We start from the raw sequence: 18,910 nt of genomic DNA, 5'->3' as shown, positions 1-18,910 counted from the left end.
CGGCCGCGAATAAGCGTCGCTCCCGCTTGACAGGAGGGCTCTGCTCTCGCCACATCGCCGCATCATGACCAAGCCGCCTCTCGATATTCTTCTTTGCGCACCGCGCGGGTTCTGCGCCGGTGTCGTGCGTGCCATCGATGCCGTCGAGAAGGCGCTGTCGATCTATGGCGCGCCGGTCTTCGTCCGCCACGAGATCGTTCACAACAAGTACGTGGTGGAAAACCTGAAGCGGAAGGGCGCCGTCTTCGTTCGGGAACTCGACGAGATCCCCGACGGCGACGCCCGGGTGATCTTCTCGGCCCACGGCGTTCCCAAATCGGTTCCCGAAGCGGCGCTGGCCCGCAGGCTGTTCGCCATTGACGCCACCTGTCCGCTGGTCACCAAGGTCCACCGGGAGGCCCAGGTCCATCACAAGCGCGGCCGGCACATCATCCTGATCGGCCATGCGGGGCATCCGGAGGTCGTCGGCACCATGGGGCAGCTACCCGAGGGCGCCGCGACCCTGGTCGAGACCGTCGACGACATCGCCCGCCTCCAGCCCGCCGACGAGAACAATCTGGCCTTCGTCACCCAGACGACCCTGTCGGTCGACGACACCCAGGACATGGTGGATGCCCTGAAGGCGCGGTTCCCCTCCATCGTGGGACCCCACAAGGAGGACATCTGTTACGCCACCACCAACCGCCAGGGCGCGGTCAAGAGGGTGGCGCCTTCCGTGGACGCGATGATCGTGGTCGGCTCGCCGAATTCCTCGAATTCGCAGCGCCTGCGCGAGGTGGCCGAGCGGGAGGGATGCCCGCTGGTGCGCCTCATCCTGCGGGCCGAGGACATCGACTGGGCCCTGTTCGGCAACATCCGGAGCCTGGGCATCACGGCGGGGGCCTCGGCTCCCGAAATTCTGGTGGAGGAGATCATCGACGCCTTCGCCCAGCGTTACGAAGTGTCGGTGGAAAGCGTTTCGACGGCGGATGAGAGCGTCTTCTTTCCTCTGCCTCGCGAGCTTCGCGAGCACGCGGCGGAGTAAAGAGTGGCTGTCTATACCGAAGTGAACGACGAGGAGCTGTCCGCTTTCCTCGCCACCTACGACATCGGCACCGTCCTGTCCTACAAGGGCATCGCCGAGGGCGTGGAGAACACCAACTATTTCCTGCACACGACGGCGGGCTCCTACATCCTGACCCTCTACGAGAAGCGAGTGCGGGAGGCGGATCTGCCGTTCTTCCTGGCGCTCATGCAGCATCTGGCCCGCAAGGGCCTGAACTGCCCGCTGCCGGTCGTGAACCGCCAGGGCGAGTCTCTCGGCCGACTCGCGGGCCGGCCCGCGGTCATCATCACCTTCCTCGACGGCATCGCGATCCGCCGCCCCACGGCCCAGCACTGCGCCGCCCTGGGGGGAGCCCTGGCCAAGCTGCATCTGGCGGGCGAGGATTTCGGGATGACCCGGCCCAACGCCCTGTCCCTGGACAGTTGGGCGCCGCTCTTCGCGCAGGCCGAGGCGCAGGCGGACACGGTCTCGGACCGGCTCGCCGAGCGGACCCGGCGCGAGCTCGACTACCTGACGGGCGCATGGCCGGGCGGGCTTCCCACCGGCATCATCCATGCGGACCTGTTCACCGACAACGTGTTCTTCATCGGTCCCGAGGTCTCGGGGCTGATCGACTTCTACTTCGCCTGCACGGATGCCTTCGCCTATGACGTCGCGATCTGCCTCAATGCCTGGTGCTTCGAGGCCGACGGATCCTACAACCTGACCAAGGGGCGCGCCCTGCTGGCGGGCTATCGGGCGGTGCGTCCGCTGGAGCCCGCCGAGATCGAGGCCCTGCCGATCCTCTGCCGCGGCTCGGCCCTGCGCTTCATGCTGACCCGCCTCGTGGACTGGCTCAACGTGCCGCCCGGGGCGCTGGTGAAGCCCAAGGATCCGCTGGAATACGACCGTAAGCTCAATTTCCACCGCCATGTCCGCCATGCGCGGGAATACGGGCTCGACGCATGAGCGGGGCAGAGCGCGTGGTGATCTATACGGACGGCGCCTGCTCGGGCAATCCGGGCCCGGGCGGCTGGGCCGCCATCCTGTCCTTCAGGGGAAGCGAGAAGGAAATCTCCGGCGGAGAGGCGTTCACGACCAACAACCGCATGGAGATCCGCGCGGCCATCGAAGGGCTGAACGCCCTCAAGCGCCCCTGCACGGTCGAACTCTTTACGGATTCGCAGTATGTGCGCCAGGGCATCACGTCCTGGATGCACAACTGGAAGCGGCGCGGCTGGCGCACCGCCGACAACAAGCCGGTGAAGAACGAGGATCTGTGGCGCGCCCTCGACGAGGCGGCGTCCCGCCATCAGGTCTCCTGGCACTGGGTGAAGGGCCACGCGGACGACCCGATCAACATCCGGGTCGACGAACTCGCCGTCGCGGCCATGCGGCCGTTCAAGAAGGGCAATGGCGGTGCCCCGAAGCCGTCGCTCGCATCCGACTGAGCGACGGCCATCCTGCATGAAAATGCCGGATCAGAGGTCCTTGAGCAGGTTCTCCGCGCCGGAGACCTGGGCCTTCGAGGGGGCGTCCTCCACGTTCAGCGCCTTCACCACGCCGTCCTCGACGAGCATGGAATAGCGCTGGGAGCGCACGCCGAGGCCGAAGCCGGTGCCGTCCATGGAGAGGCCGAGAGCCTTGGCGAAGTCGCCGTTGCCGTCCGCCACGAACTCGATCCCGTCCGCGCCGCTCGATTTCGCCCAGGCATCCATCACGAACACGTCGTTGACCGAGGTCACGAGAATGGCGTCGACGCCCTTCGCCATGATCTCGTCCTTCTTCTCCACGTAACCCGGGAGGTGGTTGCGGTGGCAGGTCGGCGTGAAAGCGCCCGGCACGGCCACGAGAACGACCTTGCGGCCCTTGAAGAGATCATCCGTGGTCTTGGCCACGGGTCCGTCCGGCGTCATCACGCGGAACGTGGCCTGGGGCAGACTTTCTCCAATCTGAATCGTCATAGGCAGTTCTCCAACACTGTGCCGAGGGGCTGCCTTCTCACTAGCGTGGCTGTTGCCCGGCGTCGAGGCTCACTTGCGTCTCGATCGCCTTCCCGCCGGCCACCAGGGTGAGCCGGACCGGAACGGGGCCGGAGGCCTCCTTCGGCCTGTCCTCCACCGTCACCGTGACGCGATTGGCGTCGTCGGGCTCCGAAGCCGAAAGATACCAGTTCTCGGGAGCCTCCGGGAAAAGGGCGGGCTTGGTTCCCGCGGGAGCCCGGACCGTCACCCGAAAGGTGGGCTGGTCCTGTGCGACCCGCTCGATGCTCTCCACCGCGATCTCGCTCTTGGCTCCCAGGGCCTGAGGCCGCGGCACCTCCGCCAGCGCCTTGGCGATGTCCGCCTGATGCGGTCCTTTGCCGGAGAGCGTGGCCTTCATCTCCGCATGGGCGGGAATGCAGATGTCCTTGCAGATGCCGTAATCGGCGGAAAGGGCGAGCGTGACGGGCTTGCCTGCCTCCTTGGGCGTCACCAGGACCGGCAGGACGACCGAATCCTCGTAGACGTAGGAGACGCCACCCGGATCCTCGTGGCGGGAGGGGGCCGGCCAGCGGATCTCCACGTCGGCGACGTTCTCCGAGCCCGCCCAGTCGAAGCGCGGGGGCAATCCGGAATCGCCGGGCGTCCTCCAATAGGTCTTGTAGCCCGAATCCAGGGCGATCTCGATGCCTGCCAGGTGACGGCCGCCTTCGGTCTCTCCGGAAATCAGGCGCGCCCGGGAGTGCAGACCCTGAACCCATGAGGACGATGCCGGGGGCTGGGCGAAAGCCGGAAAAACGGCCAAGATCAAAAAAATGGCCGCCGGAACGGTACGTAACATGATTGGCATGGAACTGACGCCCTCCTGACGCGCTTCCCTTATGCGGTTTATCTTCGGGCATGCCATCCACGATCCTGTGATCGGGCTGCGGGCCTGGCAAGGCAGAAGTCGAGATATGATACAGTCCACTACCTTCAATGCCGGTTCCAGCTACCTCGACGGCCAGTTGCTGGTGGCCATGCCGGGAATGACGGACGAGCGCTTCTCAAGGGCTGTCATCTATGTCTGCGCCCATTCGGCCGAAGGGGCCATGGGCATCATGCTCAACAGGCCTGCCGCCAACGTCAACGTTCCCGATCTCCTGGTTCAGCTCGAAATCATCCCCGACATGGAGCGCATCCGCCTGCCGGAAAAGGTCGGCCAGATGCAGGTGCTCATGGGCGGACCCGTCGAGACAAGCCGCGGCTTCGTGCTCCACTCGCCCGATTACCACATTGCCCAGTCCACCCTGCCCATCGACGACAGCGTCTGCCTGACCGCCACGGTGGATATCCTGCGGGCCATCGCCCGGGGGGACGGCCCCGAGAACGCCGTGCTGGCGCTCGGCTATGCGGGGTGGGGCGCGGGACAGCTCGAACTAGAAATCCAGTCGAACGGCTGGCTCAACTGTCCGGCTGATGCGGAGCTGATCTTCAAGACCTCCGTCGATACCCGCTACGAGATGGCCCTGCGCAAGATCGGCATCGAGCCGGCCATGCTCTCCATGCAGGCCGGCCACGCCTGAGGCTCTCGCCCCTTAAGCCGCTTCCGGCGCCGCGCCGACGAGCTGGCGCGCCTGCAGCATGGACATGGGCTCCCCGAAGACGGGACCCTGCGCATATTCGCAGCCGAGCTGGTAGAGCTCGATGGCTTCCGATTCCGTCTCCGCGCCCTCCGCCACGATCTCCATGCCGAGTTCGTGCGCCATCTTGACGATCGACCGCAGGATCACGGGCTTGCCCCCCGCCATCTGGCGCACGAAGGACTCGTCCACCTTGATCGTGTCGAAGGGGAAGCGCAGCAGGTAGGAGAGGGCGGAATACCCCGTGCCGAAGTCGTCGAGGGAGAGGCCGGCGCCCAGATCCCTGAGGCGGGTCAGCATCTGGGCCGAGTATTCCGGATTCTCCATGATCAGGCTCTCGGTCATCTCGATCTTCAGGGAGCCCGGAAGAACCCCCGTGCGGGTGATGACCGCCTTCACGTCCTGCAGGAGATCGTGCCGCAGGAGCAGGTGGCTCGACATGTTGACCGAGGCGAAGATCGGCGGATCGACCTCCAGGGCGTTCTGCCACGCCGCCAGCTCCCGAGCCGTCTGCTCGAGAAGGAAGAAGCTGAGATTGACGATGAGCCCCGTCTCTTCCGCGATCGACAGGAAGTCCTCCGGCCCCATCCGGCCCAGCCGCGGGTGATCCCAGCGCAGCATCGATTCGAAGCCCGCGATGGTGCGGTCCTCCAGGCGGACGATGGGCTTGAAGAGCACCTTCATCTCGTTGCGGTCGAGCGCCCGGCCCAGGTCGGTCTGCATGGTGAAGCGGTCGCTGCGATCCGAGCGCATGGTCGGGCGGAAGACCTCGATCCGGTCGCCGCCGTGGCGCTTGGCATGGGCCATCGCGATTTGGGCGTTCCGAAGCACCTCCTCGCGCCGCGCGGCGATCTGCGGATCGTGCAGTGCGATGCCGATGGAGGCCGTGAGGAAGATTTCGCGCTCCGCATAGGTCACGGCCGTCGTCACCGTGCGCCGGACCATGTCGGCGAAGGCGATGATGCGGTCAGGCTCCCGCTCCGAGAGCAGGATCATGGCGAATTCGTCACCGGCGATCCGCGCCAGGGTGTCCTGCGGCTTGAGCAGCCGCCCGAGCCGCCGGGACAGGGTGAGAAGAATGGAATCCCCCGCCGCGTAGCCCACGGCCTCGTTGATGTTCTTGAGCTTGTCGACGTCGATGACGAGCACCGTCGGGCGTAGGGAATCGTCCTGGCTCGCGAAGGTGAGGGCGGCCTCCAGGCGGTCGTAGAAGAGCTGCCGGTTCGGCAGTCTCGTCAGGTTGTCGTGCACCGCATCGTAGAGCAGGCGCTCCTCGGCCGTCTTCGAATCGGTGACGTCCGCAAGGGTGCCGACGATGCGGAGCACCTCGCCGTCAGACCCGATCACCGGCCGGGCCTTGAGCCGGAACCAATGGTGCGTGCCGGAGGCGGAGCGCAGGCGGAAGTCCTGGCACAGGCGGCCGCGCCGCTGCTCGATGACCGCATCCAGACACGCCATGTAGCGGTCCTTGTCGAACGGATGGATCAGGTCGAGCCAGGCGGAGGCGGGACCCTCCAGGGAGCCGCGCTTGAGCCCCAGATGATGCTCCACCTCGGGGCTGACGAAGATCTTGTCGGACGCGACGTCCCAGTCGAACACCACGTCGCCGGCGCCTTCGAGCGCCAGGGCCCGGCGCTCGGTATCGTTGACGAAGCCCTGCCCGAACGCGCCGCCCGCGAAGGCGTGCTGCATGACCGTGAAGCCGATCAGCATGACGATGAGCACGAGACCGCCGACGAGGGCCGGGGGCACGAGATCGGAGGGGAGCTGCCCCATCACCGTGAAGCTCGCCGCCACCACCCAGGCGATGAGAAGGAGCCAGGTCGGCACGAGCATCACGGCCCGGTCGTAACCGTGCGTCGCCAGATGAATGACGAGCACGAAGCCGATGGCCGCCACCGCTGCAATGGAAATGCGCGCCACCCCCGACGCCACCGGGGGATCGATGATGGCAAGGCCGATCAGGGCGCCCAGGAAGACGAGCCAGAAGGCCGTGACGTGGCTGTAGCGCACATGCCAGCGGTTGAGGTTGAGATAGGCGAAGAGGAAGACCAGAAGCGTGGCGGCGAGCACCGCTTCCGCACCGGCACGGTAGATCTGCTCGGTGGTCTCCGCGATGGGGAAGACGCGCTGGAAGAAGCCGAAATCGATGCAGGCATAGGCCAGGACCGCCCAGGCCAGCGCCGCCGCCGCCGGGAAGATCAGGGCGCCCTTCACCACGAAGATGATGGTCAGGAACAGGGCGAGCAGGCCCGCGATGCCGATGATGATGCCCTTGTAGAGGGTGAGTCCGTTGACCCGCTCCTTGTAGGCGTCGGCATCCCACAGATGGAGCTGCGGCAGCTCGGTCGAGCGCAGCTCGGCGACGAAGGTCACCGTGGTGCCGGGATCGAGGGTGATCAGGAAGATGTCCGCATCCGCGCTGTCCTCGCGGTCGGGCCGGATGCCCTGGCTCGCGGTGATCGCCGCGATCCGCGACGAGCCGAGATCGGGCCAGATCACGCCCGATCCGGTGAGCCGGAAATGGGGCGCGACGAGAAGGCGATCCACCTGCTCGTCCGTGTCGTTGGTGAGCGCGAACACGATCCAGTCGGGACGCGTGCCCGCTTCGCGCGCCTTCACGGCGATGCGGCGCACGATGCCGTCACGGCCGGGGGCCGTGGAAATGCGGATCTCGTCCCCGTCCGAGCGATAGCGCTCGATCATCGGGGTGAGATCGACAGCCTTGGTTTTCGGGTCCACGCGCACGGACTCGACGGCCTGGCCGTCCGCAGTCCAGGCGAGACACAGGAATGTCGCCAAAAGGAAGGTTATGGCGAAAGAAACGATCCGCAACGCTTCGGTCTTTCGTCCGGTACGACAACAATGGAACAGAATTGGTACCGGTCAGGAGGCTCGAGGGCAAGGCGAAGTCGAGGCTCGGCCCGACTTGTCCGCAAGACTCAGGTGGGTTTGTGCCAGCGGCCATGGGGCCACTTTGCGGCGGGATTGAGGAGCGGCAAGCCTGACCTTGGGGAAGGCTGCGCGGCCGAAAAGCGTCAGCCGCGGAGACCCGCGGCGATGCGCTCCAGGGAGGGCAGGCGCCTGATGGGGCCGATTGCCGCGACGGTCGGGGCGCCCTGCAGCAGGCGCTGTCCCGCCTGGCGGACATGGTCCGCCGTCAGGGCGTCGACCTTCAGCACGATCTCGTCACTCGGCACCACGCGACCCCACGAGAGGAGCTGGCGCGCGATGCGCTCGATGCGCCCGCCGGGAGTCTCCAGTGCGGTCAGGAGCGCCACCTTCATCTGCGCCTTGGCGCGGGTCATCTCGATGTCGCTGATGTCCTGCGTCGCCTGGCGCATGGTGTCGAGGGTGACGGTCATGAGCTCGGCCACGTCCGATCCCGCGGTTCCGGCTCCGATGCCGAAGAGGCCGGTATCGGAGAAGGGCCAGTGGAAGGAATCGATGGAATAGGCGAGCCCCCGGCTCTCCCGCACCTCGTGCCAGAGGCGCGAGGTCAGGCCGCCGCCGAGGATGTGGGCGAAGAGATGGGCGGCGTAATAGCCGGGATCCTTGAAGGACAGGCCGGGCAGCCCGAGAACGATGTTGGCCTGTTCGAGCTTGCGCGAAATGCGCCGCTCGCCGCCCGAATAATGACCGGCTTCGGGTTCGTGGACCTCGACGGCCGGCATGGCGCCGAACAGGCGCTCCGCCGCCTCGACGATGCGGGCGTGGTCCACGTTGCCGGCGGCCGCCAGCACCATCTTGCCCGGCGCGTATTCCCGCGCCAGGAAGGTGCGGATGGTCTCCTCGTCGAAGCTCTTGATCGTGTCCGGCGTGCCGAGGATCGGGCGGCCGAGGGGCTGCCCGGCATAGGCCGTTTCCATGAAGGCGTCGTAGACGAGGTCGTCCGGCGTGTCCTCGACGGCGGCGTATTCCTGCAGGATGACGCCCTTCTCGCGGGCGAGCTCCAGGGAATCGAAGACCGAGTTGATGAGGATGTCGCCGAGCACGTCGAGGGCGACGTCCACGTTCTCGCCCAGCACCCGCGCGGTGTAGCTGGTATATTCGACGCTGGTGGCGGCGTTGATGTCGCCGCCCACGTTCTCGATGTCCTCCGCGATCTGGCGGGCCGAACGGCGGGTCGTGCCCTTGAACGCCATATGCTCGATCAGATGCGACAGGCCGTGCTCGTGCGCCATCTCGTGACGCGAGCCGGTGCCGACCCAGATGCCGAGGGTCGCGGTCGCGATCTCGGGCATCCGCTCGGTGGCGATGGTCAGGCCGTTGGCGAGCTGGGTAATGTCGATCCGCTTCTCGCGGACGAAGTGATGATTCATGCGGCAACGCCTTTGACGGCTCGGGCGCGTTCGCGGATGAAATGCTCGACCGCACCCTGATCGTTGGGAAGCACCGTGAAGCTCTCCTTCCGCTCCATGAGATCGGCCATGTGCGGCGGGAGGGCGGGGCGGATGCCGGTGGCGCGCTCGACCGCATCGGGGAACTTGGCCGGATGCGCCGTGGAGAGGGCGACGACGGGAATGTCGGGCCGGTCCCGCAGCAGCGCGCGGCCGGCGCGGGTCCCGACCGCCGTGTGCGGATCGAGCACGTAATCCGTGGTCCTGTAGGTTTCTGCCATCTCCGCCGCGACCGCGGACTCGTCCACGGCCAGGGCCGAGAACTCCTCGCGGATGCGGGCGAGGGGCTCCGCATCGACCAGGAAGGCCTTGGACTGGAAAAGGTTCGCCATCAGGCGCCGGATCGCGCCCGCGTCGCGGCCGTAGGCCTCGAACAGCAGACGCTCGAAATTGGACGAGATCTGGATGTCCATGGAGGGCGAGGCGGTGGGCTGCACGCCCTTGATCTCGTAGGCGCCGGACTGAAGGGTGCGGGCCAGGATGTCGTTGGCGTTGGTGCCGATCATCAGGCGCTCGATGGGCAGGCCCATGCGCTTGGCGACCCAGCCGGCGAGAATGTCGCCGAAATTGCCCGTCGGGACCGAGAAGGAAACCGGACGATGGGGTGCGCCGAGGCTCACGGCGGCGGTGAAGTAATAGACCGCCTGTGCGGCGACGCGGGCCCAGTTGATGGAGTTCACGCCGGACAGCTGAAGCTCGTCGCGGAAGCGGGCATGGTTGAACATGCCCTTCACCATGGACTGGCAGTCGTCGAAGGTGCCCTCCACCGCAAGCGCGTGGACGTTGGGCGAGGCGACGGTCGTCATCTGCCGCCGCTGCACGTCGGAGACGCGGCCATGCGGGTAGAGAATGAAGATGTCGACCTGTTCCAGCCCCTTGAAGGCTTCGACCGCCGCGCTTCCCGTATCGCCCGAGGTGGCGCCCACGATGGTGGCGCGGGCGCCGCGGGCCTTCAGGACATGGTCCATGAGGCGGCCGAGGAGCTGCATCGCCACGTCCTTGAAGGCGAGGGTCGGGCCGTGGAAGAGCTCGAGCGCGAAGAGGTTGTCGCCGATCTGGTTGAGCGGGCACACCGCCGCGTGACGGAAGGTGGCGTAGGCCTCCTCGATCATGCGGTCGAGATCGGCCTTCGGGATGTCGCCGTCCACGAGCGGGTTCAGGACCGCCTTGGCCACCTCCGCATAGGGCTGGCCGGCAAAGCCCTGGATCGCGTCGGCCGAAAGGCTCGGCCAGGATTGCGGCATGTAGAGGCCGCCGTCCCGGGCGAGGCCGGCCAGAAGGGCATCGGAAAAGCCGAGCGCCGGGGCTTCCCCCCGGGTCGAGACGTGGAGCACGGTCGATCTCCTGAAATTTGGCCGGACATTAGGAGCCGCGGCGGGCGACGGCAAGCTGCATGGGGCCGCAGGGCTCATGGTTTTACCCTCCCCATGGCATAGGCATCCACATAGGCGCCGTCCCGGAACGCATAGGCGCGGTGCGTGCCCTCGATCACGAAGCCGCAGCGCTCGTAGAGGGCGATGGCCGGGACGTTGTCCACATAGACCGTGAGCTCGATCCGCCTCAGGTCGAGCCAGTTGTCGGCGATGCTCAGCAGTTCCCGCAGGAGCTTCGTGCCGATGCCGCGGCCGCACCAGTCGTCGTGGACCCCCATGCCGATCCCTGCGGCGTGGGCGCGCCGTCCCTGAAACCGGCTGAGGCCGCCATTGCCGACGATGCGATCCTCATGCACGGCCACGAGGCCGATATCGCCGGGGGACCGGTTCTCGATCCATTTCCGGGTCTCCTCGGGCGTCTGGTGCGGCAGGCGCAGCGTGCCGAACCGGTAGCCGGGCAGGCACGAAAGCGCGGCGATCTGCTCGCTGTCGCCGGGGCGGGTGGCCCTGATCAGGATGGAATCCGCACTGGGCGGTTCGGAAGGGGGAGGGGGCTGGTCCATGTCGCTCTCCTGGGAAAAGGCGGAGGCGAACGGATGCTTCAAGCCCTGCTCGACTCCGCAGGGCTTGGGGAATGTTCACGCTCTCAGATGCGCAAAGCCGATCCCGCACGCCCTGCCAGGCGCGTCATGAGATGGGTTGCGGTCATAAGAAGGGCGAACATGGGCCACATGGTATAGGCTTTCGGTCCTGAAGCCAAGCTGCCGCCGACCATCCGAGGTGAGCCGATGCGAATGACACGAATCGATTGGGTTCTGCTGCCGTTCCTGGTGGCCGTGCTGGCCGGCGTCGCCCTCGGCGCGTTCCTGCTCGCAGGCTTTCTGGGGCTGGGGGTTCTCGGCCTCGTCATCGGCGTCATGGCCCAGCGCATCGAGCTGGAGAAGGACGGCGCGGTGAGCAACTACATGACGACCTCGCTCTATGCCCAGCAGCTCAGGGCGCAGGAGGGCATGAGCCGGGCCGAGAGGGCGGAGCGCCGCGCCGAGGCGCAACGGCTCCTCAAGGGGCTGTTCGTCGCCAAGGTGGTCAGCGCCGGGCTGATCATCCTGGGTTTCGGCTTCTTCGTCCTATTTCAGCTCGCCTGAGCCCGGGGGCCTGAGGCGCTGCCAGGCGAAGGCGATGAAGACGCCGACGAGGGTGAGCGCGATCCCATACCAGGTGACGGCGTATTGGAGATGGTTGTTGGGGAGCTCGAGGCGGATCTGCCCGCCCTTGGGCCACTCGCCGGGATTGGGGGTGGCGTCGGCCTCCACGTAGAAGGGCGCGACCTGCTCCAGGCTATGCGCGCGGGCGATGGAGGCCGGGTCGCGGGCGAACCAGCGATTGCCCGCCGGGTCGTCCTCCGGGGTGAAGGGATTGCGCTCCTCGGGCGCGCGCACGAGGCCGGTCACGGTCACCTCTCCCTCGGGCTGGCTCTGGGGGCGCGTGGCGGGATCGCGAAGCTCGGTCGGGACAAAGCCGCGATTGACCATGACGATGGCGCCGTCCGGCAGCCGGAGCGGCGTCATCAGGTAATAGCCCTGGACCGGTGCGCCCCGCTGGGCGGGCGCGAGGCCGTAGACCGGCGCCTCGAACCGGTGCAGGAAGGTGCCCGTCACCCGAACCCGCCGGAACTCGTCGTCCTGCGCGCGCCAGGTGCTCCAGTCGGACGGGGGAACGATGGCGCCGGGCTCTCCATGGGAATGGGCCTCGATCTGGGCGATCAGGCTTTCCTTCCAGGCCTTGCGCTGGAGCTGCCAGGTGCCGAGGCCGATCAGAATTGCGAAGGCGACGAGGGCCGCGACGCCCGGGAGGATCAGGGAGCGCGCGCTTCGGGGGGCGGCAGGGCTGGTCACTTCTGAATGCGCCCTTCCTCGGCCTTGTGGTGATATTGCAGGGCGATGAGGATGCCCTTGGAAGGCCGCACCAGCAGGAGGCTCAGGATGCCGCTGAGGGCGAACCACATGACCAGGTGGAGCCAGATCGGCGGCTCGTAGGCGAACTCGACCCACAGTGCCAGCGCCACCACCACGATGCCCACGATGGACATGACGAAGAAGGCCGGACCGTCGCCCGAATCGGCGAAGGCGAAATCGAGGCCGCAGACCTCGCAGGAGGGGCGCACCGACAGGAAGCCCTTGAACAGATGTCCCTTGCCGCAGCGGGGGCAAAGCCCTTTGAGGCCGGTGGCGATGGGGGAAGGGGCCGAAGGATCCTGGGCCACGATTTCTAACCTTCCTGAAGAGCCTCCCGGTCCGGGAAGCGAATGCCTGACAGATGGTGCCGCAGCCCTGAAAAGCGAAGGGCGGCCCGAAGCCGCCCCCCGTCTCTCGTCTGCTGCCGGAGCGGCCTTAGTGACCCGCGCCGGTTCCGCCGAAGCCCCACACGTAGATGGCGGCGAAGAGGAAGAGCCAGACCACGTCGACGAAGTGCCAGTACCAGGCCGCGAACTCGAAGCCGAGATGCTGCTTCGGCGTGAAGTCGCCGCGATAGGCGCGCAGCAGGCACACCGCCAGGAAGATCGTGCCGATGATCACGTGGGCGCCGTGGAAGCCCGTCGCCATGAAGAAGGTGGCGCCGTAGATGTTGCCCGAGAACCCGAAGGTGGCGTGGCTGTACTCGTAGGCCTGCACGAACGAGAACACGATGCCGAGGAGGACCGTCAGCCAGAGGCCGGCCTTGAGGCCCTTGCGGTCGTTCTCGAGCAGGGCATGGTGCGCCCAGGTGACCGTCGTGCCCGAGGTGAGCAGGATCAGGGTGTTCAGGAGCGGCAGGTGCCACGGATCGAAGGTTTCGATGCCGCGGGGCGGCCACACGCCGCCGAGCGCCTCGACGCGGGCGTACTGCATCGGGTCGTTCGGATAGAGGGCGGCGTCGAAATAGGCCCAGAACCACGCCACGAAGAACATCACCTCGGAGGCGATGAACATGATCATGCCGTAGCGGTGGTGCAGCTGGACCACCCGGGTATGGGCGCCCGTATTGGCCTCGCGGACCACGTCGCTCCACCAGCTGATCATGGTGTAGATCACGCCGATGATGCCCGCGCCGAAGATGTAGGCGCCGATGTCCATCCCCGCGATGGCGATGTCCTTCCACCACGTGACGAAGCCGGACGCCATCAGGAAGGCGCTGACCGAACCGATGAGCGGCCACGGGCTCGGGTCGATAATGTGGTAGTCGTGGTTCTTGGCGTGGGCCTCGGCCATTTCGTGTCGTCTCCGTGCCTCGAAGGTGTGCTCGCTTTAAGACGTTTCCGTCTAGCTTGTCACGTGCATTATTGAACGATGGGTTTCGGTGATGTCGCGACCTCCGCCACCGGCTGCCCCCCCTTGGAGGGGAAGTAGGTGTAGGAGAGCGTGATGGAGCTGAGATCCTTGATGTCCCGGTCTTGGACCAGTCGCGGATCGATGTAGAACACGACCGCCGACTCGATGGTCTCGCCCGGCTGCAGCGTCTGCTCGGTGAAGCAGAAGCATTCCAGCTTCGAGAAATAGGTGCCCGCGAGGTCCGGCTGGACGTTGTAGGTGGCGATGCCGGTGCTCGGCTTGTCGCCGGTATTCGTGACCTTGTAGTAGACCGTCGTGGTCTCGCCGAGCTTGACCTTGACCTCGGGGGTCTCGGGGGCGAAGCGCCAGTTCAGGCCGGGGGAGACATTGGCGTCGAAGCGCACGGCGATCGTCCGGTCCGCGACGGCCGAGGTGTTGTCGGCGCGCACGACGGGGGTGCCGCCGAAGCCGGTCACCTTGCAGAAGAGGTCGTAGAGAGGCACGGAGGCGTAGGCGAGCCCGACCATGCCGAAGGCGACGCCCAGGCAGGCTAAGGCCGTGCGGCGCATCTTCCGTTGAAGCTGGAGCTGTTCGGACATGGCATCGCCTCACATGGGCCGCTGCAGGATCTGCGGCCCGATCTTCACGATCGTCACGACATAGAAGAGCGCCACGAGGGCGCCGAGCGTCAGCGCGAGGGCCAGGGAGCGCTTGCGGCGGCGCTTCTGCTCCTCGGGGGTCAGGCGGGGGGGAGGGGGCCTGTCAGCCATGGGTTCACCCGAAGACCGGCCTGAAGAAGCCGAGGCCATGCTCCGCGAGAAGGGTCGCGAAGAGCAGGAAGAGATAGAGAATGGAAAAGCCGAAGAGCTGCTGGGCGACGCGCATGGCCGCCTCGCCCTGACGCAGGCGGTAGACCTGGAAGGCCAGGGCCAGCATGCCGAGGCCGCCGACCGTGCCGATGATCGCATAGGCCAGGCCGCCGAAGCCGAAGGCGACGGGAGCAAGACCCAGGGGCGCCAGCAGGAGCGTATAGGCCAGGATCTGCCGGCGGGTGGAATCGGGTCCGGCCACGTTGGGCATCATCGGGATGCCCGCCCGCTCGTAGTCGCCGGACTTCACCAGCGCCAGGGCCCAGAAATGGGGCGGCGTCCAAATGAAGATGATGGCGAAGAGAATGATGCTCTCCCAGCCCACATGGCCGGCCACGGCAGCCTGGGCCACCACCGGAGGGAGCGCGCCCGCCGCGCCGCCGATGACGATGTTCTGCGGCGTGGAGCGCTTCAGCCACATGGAATAGACGACGACGTAGAAGAAGATCGTGAAGGCGAGCAGTCCCGCTGCGAGCCAGTTGCTGACCAGGCCGAGCACGATCACCGAGCCGGCGGACAGGGTCAGGCCGAAGGCCAGAGCCTCGCCCGGCTGGATCTTGCCGGCCGGGATGGGCCGCTTGCGGGTGCGGGTCATGACCGCGTCGATATCCGCGTCCCACCACATGTTGAGGCAGCCCGAAGCGCCGCCGCCGACGGCGATCATCAGAAGCGACGCGAAGGCCACGACGGGATGAACGTCCGGATGGACGACGACCATGCCCACGAGCGCCGTGAACACGACCAGAAACATCACCCGCGGCTTGAGCAGGGCGAAGAAGTCCGACACGTCGCCCTGGGAGACGCCCGCGGTGGCGAGGCTCTCGGTGGCGTTGTCGGTCAGGCTGTTTGATGCGGTGGTCATGACGGTCAACTCTTGAAACGCAGGGGCAAGGCCCGAAGCCTTCCGATAGCCAACTCCTCGCCGAAGGGCTTTATATAGCAAGCCCTCGGGGGAGGAGCGGGCGGCATGATGCCGCCCGGCCCTCGATCTTAGTGGCCCGTCTCGACGATGCGAGGCAGGGTCTCGAACTGGTGGAACGGAGGCGGCGAGGGCAGCGTCCATTCCAGGGTCGTGGCGCCTTCGCCCCACGGGTTGCCGGCAGCCTTCTCCTTGCGGACGAGCGCGTAGACGACGCCGAAGATGAAGACGAACAGGCCCAGGAAGAAGATGTAGGCGCCGATGGACGAAACCAGGTTCCAGCCGGCGAAGGCATCCGGGTAATCCGCATAGCGGCGCGGCATGCCGGAGAGGCCCAGGAAGTGCATCGGGAAGAACAGCACGTTGGCCCCGATGAACGAGATCCAGAAGTGCAGCCGGCCGATCCAGTCGGGCAGCATGTAGCCGGTGATCTTCGGGAACCAGTAGTAGACGCCCGCGAAGATCACGAACACGGCGCCGAGCGACAGCACGTAGTGGAAGTGCGCCACCACGTAGTAGGTGTCGTGCATGTAGCGGTCGACGGGGGCGTTCGCCAGAACGACGCCGGTGACGCCGCCCACGGTGAACAGGAACACGAAGCCCACCGCCCACTGCATGGCCGCGTTGAACTTGATCGAGCCGCCCCACATGGTCGCGATCCAGGAGAAGACCTTCACGCCCGTGGGCACCGCGATCACCATCGTGGCGAACACGAAGTAGGCCTGGGTCTGGAGCGACAGGCCGACCGTGAACATATGGTGCGCCCACACGACGAAGCCGACCACGCCGATCGCCACCATGGCGTAGGCCATGCCGAGATAGCCGAAGATCGGCTTCTTGGAGAAGGTGGAGATGATGTGGGACACGATGCCGAAGGCCGGCAGGATCATGATGTACACTTCGGGGTGGCCGAAGAACCAGAACAGGTGCTGGTAGAGGACCGGATCGCCGCCGCCCGACGGATCGAAGAACGTCGTGCCGAAGTTACGGTCCGTCAGCAGCATCGTGATCGCGCCGGCGAGCACCGGAAGCGACAGGAGCAGCAGGAAGGCGGTCACCAGCATCGACCAGGCGAAGAGCGGCATCTTGTGCAGCGTCATGCCCGGAGCGCGCATGTTGAGGATGGTGGTGATGAAGTTGATCGCGCCCAGGATCGAGGCCGCGCCCGCAAGGTGGAGCGACAGGATGCCGAAATCGAGCGCCGGGCCGGGGTGGCCTGCGGTCGAAAGGGGCGGATACACGGTCCAGCCGCCGCCGAAGCCGAGCGAGCCCGGGGCGCCCTCGACGAAGAGGGAGCACAGCAGCAGCGCGAAGGCCGAGACGGTGAGCCAGAACGAGATGTTGTTCATCCGCGGGAAGGCCATGTCCGGCGCGCCGATCATCAGCGGCACGAACCAGTTGCCGAAGCCGCCGATGAGGGTGGGCATCACCAGGAAGAACACCATGATGAGGCCGTGGCCGGTCACGAAGACGTTGTAGGTCTGCGGATTGGCGAAATACTGCAGGCCCGGCTCCTGGAGCTCCAGGCGCATGCCGATGGAGAGCAGGCCGCCGATGATGCCCGCCGTGAAGCCGAAGATGAGGTAGAGAGTGCCGATATCCTTGTGGTTGGTGGAATAGAACCACCGGCGCCAGAAGGACGGATGATCGTGGTGATCCGCGTGAGCGGCATCAACTGCATGTGCCATGATGAGACCTCTGTGGTCCTTTGTCCTGAAATTACTGAGCGGTGGCGAACTTGACCGGCGCCGGGGCGCCCGTCGAGGCGAACTTCTGCTTCGCCTCCGCCAGCCAGGCGGCGTATTGCTGCTCGCTCACGACGCGGATTTCGATCGGCATATAGGGATGGCCGTTGCCGCAGAGTTCCGAGCACTGGCCGTAATAGACGCCTTCCTTCTCGGCCCTGAACCAGGTCTCGTTCAGCCGGCCCGGAATGGCGTCGACCTTCACGCCGAAGGACGGAAGAGCGAAGGCGTGGATCACGTCCGCGGCAGTCACCTGGACCCTCACGTTCTTGCCGACCGGAACCACCATGGCGTTGTCGACGCCCAGCAGGCGGGGCTGGTCGGGCTTGAGATCCTTCTCCTCGGCCATGTTCGAGTCGAACTTGAAGCCGCCGCCCTGGTCCTCCGGATACTCGTAGCCCCAGTACCAGGAATAGCCCGTGGCCTTCACCACGACGTCGGCCGGCGGGATGATGAGCTGCTGGCGCAGGAGGCGGAAGGAGGGGATCGCGATGGCGACCAGGATCAGCACCGGAACGATGGTCCAGGCCACTTCGAGGAGGGTGTTGTGGGTGGTTCGGGAGGGAACCGTGTTCCGGTTCTCGTTGAAGCGGACGACGATGATGACGATGAGGGCCAGCACGAAGAGGCAGATGGCCGTGATCAGCCACACGAGATAGGTGTGGAAGTCGGACACGTTCTGTCCGAGCTCGGTCACCATGCCCTGCATCCCGGTTTCCCAGGGGGTGGGTGCACCGGTGCCGGCGACTGCCTCACTTATGCCCAACACAAGTGCGACCGCCGCTCCAAAGAGGGCGGTCACCGATCGAAGTCCTGAGGTCTCGATCCGCATCGGTGTTCCAAAGCTCCTAGATAAGATGGCCGATGGGCCACGAAAGCGTCGGGGAAGGCGCGGGCGCGCAAAATGCGGTGCTCAGCCTGCGCCATCACCTTTTGATCTGCGTCTATGACCACAGGATGGGCGCAAGCGCAACGGGCCAAGCGACGCAATTTGTGCGTCATATCCGCCAAACGGCGGATTCCGCAGCCCGATCATGCCCTCTCGCTTGACATCGCGGCCCCTGCCATGGTCCCAACGGCCAAACATGATGAACGGCTCGGCGGGTTCCCCTGCGTCGGGCTCAAGGACGGAGAGGCCTCATGAGCGTGTCACGATGGGTTCGCCGCGGAGCGGCCGCGTTCCTCGGGCTGCTGGCACTGTCGGCGGCGGGCGGCGCCCATGCTCAAGGCATGGTCAAGAATACGTTCGGCGACTGGCAGATGCGCTGCGAGACCCCGGCGGGCGCAACGGCCGAGCAGTGCGCCCTGGTGCAGAACGTGGTGGCGGAGGACCGCCCCAACATCACCCTCGTCATTATTGTGTTGAAAACCGCCGACGGGAGCAGCCGCCTCCTGCGCGTGGTGGCTCCCTTGGGTATTCTCCTGCCCTCCGGGCTGGGCCTCAAGATCGACGAGACGGATATCGGCCGGGCCGGCTTCGTGCGCTGTCTCGCCACGGGCTGCGTGGCGGAGGTCGTCATGGACGAGAACCTCATCAACCAGATGAAGTCCGGACAGACGGCGACCTTCATCGTGTTCCAGACGCCCGAGGAGGGCATCGGCATTCCCGTGTCCCTGAACGGGTTCGGGGCGGGCTACGACGCCTTGCCGTAAGGGCGGGCGAAAAGG

Annotated in this window: 20 protein-coding genes; 6 read left to right on the top strand and 14 right to left on the bottom strand. The window is 66.3% G+C overall.

What is annotated here, in order from left to right:
• The first annotated feature begins 64 nt into the window (after positions 1-64).
• Genes ispH through rnhA form a run of 3 tightly spaced genes read left to right on the top strand, consistent with a single transcriptional unit; the run spans position 65 to position 2,475 of the window.
• Positions 65-1,024: a 4-hydroxy-3-methylbut-2-enyl diphosphate reductase gene (gene ispH / locus LGR44_RS09210; protein WP_226739624.1), complete on the top strand. Its 960-nt coding sequence runs from the start codon at positions 65-67 to the stop codon at positions 1,022-1,024.
• Positions 1,025-1,027: 3 nt separating this feature from the next.
• Positions 1,028-1,993, top strand: coding sequence for a homoserine kinase (locus LGR44_RS09205; RefSeq protein ID WP_226739622.1), 966 nt, complete (start codon positions 1,028-1,030; stop codon positions 1,991-1,993).
• On the top strand, positions 1,990-2,475 hold the full coding sequence (gene rnhA, locus LGR44_RS09200; RefSeq protein WP_226739620.1) for a ribonuclease HI: 486 nt from the start codon (positions 1,990-1,992) through the stop codon (positions 2,473-2,475). Before LGR44_RS09205 ends, rnhA begins: the two co-directional genes overlap by 4 nt.
• 30 nt (positions 2,476-2,505) lie before the next feature.
• Here the strand turns inward: rnhA and LGR44_RS09195 are convergent, their stop codons facing one another.
• Both LGR44_RS09195 and LGR44_RS09190 read right to left on the bottom strand, forming a co-directional pair.
• Positions 2,506-2,988 carry a peroxiredoxin gene (locus tag LGR44_RS09195; protein ID WP_226739618.1) on the bottom strand — a complete coding sequence of 161 codons (483 nt, stop codon included), beginning with the start codon at positions 2,986-2,988 and terminating at the stop codon, positions 2,506-2,508.
• Positions 2,989-3,028: 40 nt separating this feature from the next.
• Positions 3,029-3,856, bottom strand: coding sequence for a protein-disulfide reductase DsbD domain-containing protein (locus LGR44_RS09190; RefSeq protein ID WP_226739616.1), 828 nt, complete (start codon positions 3,854-3,856; stop codon positions 3,029-3,031).
• Positions 3,857-3,962: 106 nt separating this feature from the next.
• On the opposite strand from LGR44_RS09190, the gene LGR44_RS09185 reads away from it, so the two are divergent.
• Positions 3,963-4,571 carry a YqgE/AlgH family protein gene (locus tag LGR44_RS09185; protein WP_226739614.1) on the top strand — a complete coding sequence of 203 codons (609 nt, stop codon included), beginning with the start codon at positions 3,963-3,965 and terminating at the stop codon, positions 4,569-4,571.
• A gap of 12 nt (positions 4,572-4,583) precedes the next feature.
• Here the strand turns inward: LGR44_RS09185 and LGR44_RS09180 are convergent, their stop codons facing one another.
• The 4 genes from LGR44_RS09180 to LGR44_RS09165 all read right to left on the bottom strand — a co-directional run bounded on the left by LGR44_RS09180 (position 4,584) and on the right by LGR44_RS09165 (position 10,964).
• Positions 4,584-7,463, bottom strand: a complete 2,880-nt coding sequence (locus LGR44_RS09180; protein WP_404809915.1) for an EAL domain-containing protein — start codon at positions 7,461-7,463, stop codon at positions 4,584-4,586.
• A gap of 203 nt (positions 7,464-7,666) precedes the next feature.
• Positions 7,667-8,950, bottom strand: coding sequence for a M16 family metallopeptidase (locus tag LGR44_RS09175; RefSeq protein WP_226739612.1), 1,284 nt, complete (start codon positions 8,948-8,950; stop codon positions 7,667-7,669).
• Positions 8,947-10,362 (bottom strand): threonine synthase, encoded by a 1,416-nt coding sequence (gene thrC / locus LGR44_RS09170; protein ID WP_226739610.1) that lies wholly within the window; start codon positions 10,360-10,362, stop codon positions 8,947-8,949. Before thrC ends, LGR44_RS09175 begins: the two co-directional genes overlap by 4 nt.
• 74 nt (positions 10,363-10,436) lie before the next feature.
• Positions 10,437-10,964 carry a GNAT family N-acetyltransferase gene (locus LGR44_RS09165; RefSeq protein ID WP_226739607.1) on the bottom strand — a complete coding sequence of 176 codons (528 nt, stop codon included), beginning with the start codon at positions 10,962-10,964 and terminating at the stop codon, positions 10,437-10,439.
• 231 nt (positions 10,965-11,195) lie between these two features.
• Between LGR44_RS09165 and LGR44_RS09160 the strand changes: the two genes are divergently transcribed.
• Positions 11,196-11,546 (top strand): hypothetical protein, encoded by a 351-nt coding sequence (locus LGR44_RS09160; RefSeq protein WP_226739605.1) that lies wholly within the window; start codon positions 11,196-11,198, stop codon positions 11,544-11,546.
• On the opposite strand, the gene LGR44_RS09155 is transcribed toward LGR44_RS09160, so the two are convergent.
• From LGR44_RS09155 to coxB, 8 genes are all read right to left on the bottom strand, one after another.
• Positions 11,529-12,296 (bottom strand): SURF1 family protein, encoded by a 768-nt coding sequence (locus tag LGR44_RS09155; RefSeq protein ID WP_226739603.1) that lies wholly within the window; start codon positions 12,294-12,296, stop codon positions 11,529-11,531. The genes LGR44_RS09160 and LGR44_RS09155 overlap by 18 nt on opposite strands.
• Complete coding sequence (locus LGR44_RS09150; protein WP_226739600.1) at positions 12,293-12,664, bottom strand: DUF983 domain-containing protein; 372 nt, start codon at positions 12,662-12,664, stop codon at positions 12,293-12,295. The genes LGR44_RS09155 and LGR44_RS09150 overlap by 4 nt, the downstream gene beginning before the upstream one ends.
• Before the next feature lie 127 nt (positions 12,665-12,791).
• A complete protein-coding gene (locus LGR44_RS09145; protein WP_226739598.1) occupies positions 12,792-13,649 on the bottom strand; it encodes a cytochrome c oxidase subunit 3 in 858 nt (285 codons plus the stop codon).
• Positions 13,650-13,717: 68 nt separating this feature from the next.
• Positions 13,718-14,308 (bottom strand): cytochrome c oxidase assembly protein, encoded by a 591-nt coding sequence (locus LGR44_RS09140; RefSeq protein WP_226739596.1) that lies wholly within the window; start codon positions 14,306-14,308, stop codon positions 13,718-13,720.
• Between the two features lie 9 nt (positions 14,309-14,317).
• A complete protein-coding gene (locus LGR44_RS09135) occupies positions 14,318-14,479 on the bottom strand; it encodes a hypothetical protein (protein ID WP_226739594.1) in 162 nt (53 codons plus the stop codon).
• Positions 14,480-14,483: 4 nt separating this feature from the next.
• Complete coding sequence (locus LGR44_RS09130) at positions 14,484-15,440, bottom strand: heme o synthase (protein WP_226739592.1); 957 nt, start codon at positions 15,438-15,440, stop codon at positions 14,484-14,486.
• A 128-nt stretch (positions 15,441-15,568) separates the two neighbouring features.
• Positions 15,569-17,185, bottom strand: coding sequence for a cytochrome c oxidase subunit I (gene ctaD / locus LGR44_RS09125; protein ID WP_226739590.1), 1,617 nt, complete (start codon positions 17,183-17,185; stop codon positions 15,569-15,571).
• A gap of 31 nt (positions 17,186-17,216) precedes the next feature.
• Entirely contained in the window at positions 17,217-18,074 is an 858-nt protein-coding gene (coxB, locus tag LGR44_RS09120; RefSeq protein ID WP_226739588.1) for a cytochrome c oxidase subunit II, read from the bottom strand.
• A 308-nt stretch (positions 18,075-18,382) separates the two neighbouring features.
• On the opposite strand from coxB, the gene LGR44_RS09115 reads away from it, so the two are divergent.
• A complete protein-coding gene (locus tag LGR44_RS09115; RefSeq protein ID WP_226739586.1) occupies positions 18,383-18,895 on the top strand; it encodes an invasion associated locus B family protein in 513 nt (170 codons plus the stop codon).
• The last annotated feature ends 15 nt before the right edge of the window (positions 18,896-18,910 follow it).

It is taken from the genome of Microvirga lenta (assembly GCF_020532555.1).
Taxonomy (GTDB): Bacteria; Pseudomonadota; Alphaproteobacteria; order Rhizobiales; family Beijerinckiaceae; genus Microvirga; species Microvirga lenta.
Note: the sequence above shows the minus strand (reverse complement) of the source record. Positions and strands in the feature narration are given on the sequence as shown.

What these genes read in the sequence shown, in the direction of transcription:
- ispH (WP_226739624.1), top strand. Translation starts at nt 65, where the DNA reads ATGACCAAGCCGCCTCTCGATATTCTTCTTTGCGCACCGCGCGGGTTC.
- rnhA (WP_226739620.1), top strand. Translation starts at nt 1,990, where the DNA reads ATGAGCGGGGCAGAGCGCGTGGTGATCTATACGGACGGCGCCTGCTCG.
- LGR44_RS09195 (WP_226739618.1), bottom strand. Translation starts at nt 2,988, where the DNA reads ATGACGATTCAGATTGGAGAAAGTCTGCCCCAGGCCACGTTCCGCGTG.
- LGR44_RS09190 (WP_226739616.1), bottom strand. Translation starts at nt 3,856, where the DNA reads ATGCCAATCATGTTACGTACCGTTCCGGCGGCCATTTTTTTGATCTTG.
- LGR44_RS09185 (WP_226739614.1), top strand. Translation starts at nt 3,963, where the DNA reads ATGATACAGTCCACTACCTTCAATGCCGGTTCCAGCTACCTCGACGGC.
- LGR44_RS09175 (WP_226739612.1), bottom strand. Translation starts at nt 8,950, where the DNA reads ATGAATCATCACTTCGTCCGCGAGAAGCGGATCGACATTACCCAGCTC.
- LGR44_RS09165 (WP_226739607.1), bottom strand. Translation starts at nt 10,964, where the DNA reads ATGGACCAGCCCCCTCCCCCTTCCGAACCGCCCAGTGCGGATTCCATC.
- LGR44_RS09160 (WP_226739605.1), top strand. Translation starts at nt 11,196, where the DNA reads ATGACACGAATCGATTGGGTTCTGCTGCCGTTCCTGGTGGCCGTGCTG.
- LGR44_RS09145 (WP_226739598.1), bottom strand. Translation starts at nt 13,649, where the DNA reads ATGGCCGAGGCCCACGCCAAGAACCACGACTACCACATTATCGACCCG.
- LGR44_RS09140 (WP_226739596.1), bottom strand. Translation starts at nt 14,308, where the DNA reads ATGTCCGAACAGCTCCAGCTTCAACGGAAGATGCGCCGCACGGCCTTA.
- LGR44_RS09135 (WP_226739594.1), bottom strand. Translation starts at nt 14,479, where the DNA reads ATGGCTGACAGGCCCCCTCCCCCCCGCCTGACCCCCGAGGAGCAGAAG.
- LGR44_RS09130 (WP_226739592.1), bottom strand. Translation starts at nt 15,440, where the DNA reads ATGACCACCGCATCAAACAGCCTGACCGACAACGCCACCGAGAGCCTC.
- ctaD (WP_226739590.1), bottom strand. Translation starts at nt 17,185, where the DNA reads ATGGCACATGCAGTTGATGCCGCTCACGCGGATCACCACGATCATCCG.
- coxB (WP_226739588.1), bottom strand. Translation starts at nt 18,074, where the DNA reads ATGCGGATCGAGACCTCAGGACTTCGATCGGTGACCGCCCTCTTTGGA.
- LGR44_RS09115 (WP_226739586.1), top strand. Translation starts at nt 18,383, where the DNA reads ATGAGCGTGTCACGATGGGTTCGCCGCGGAGCGGCCGCGTTCCTCGGG.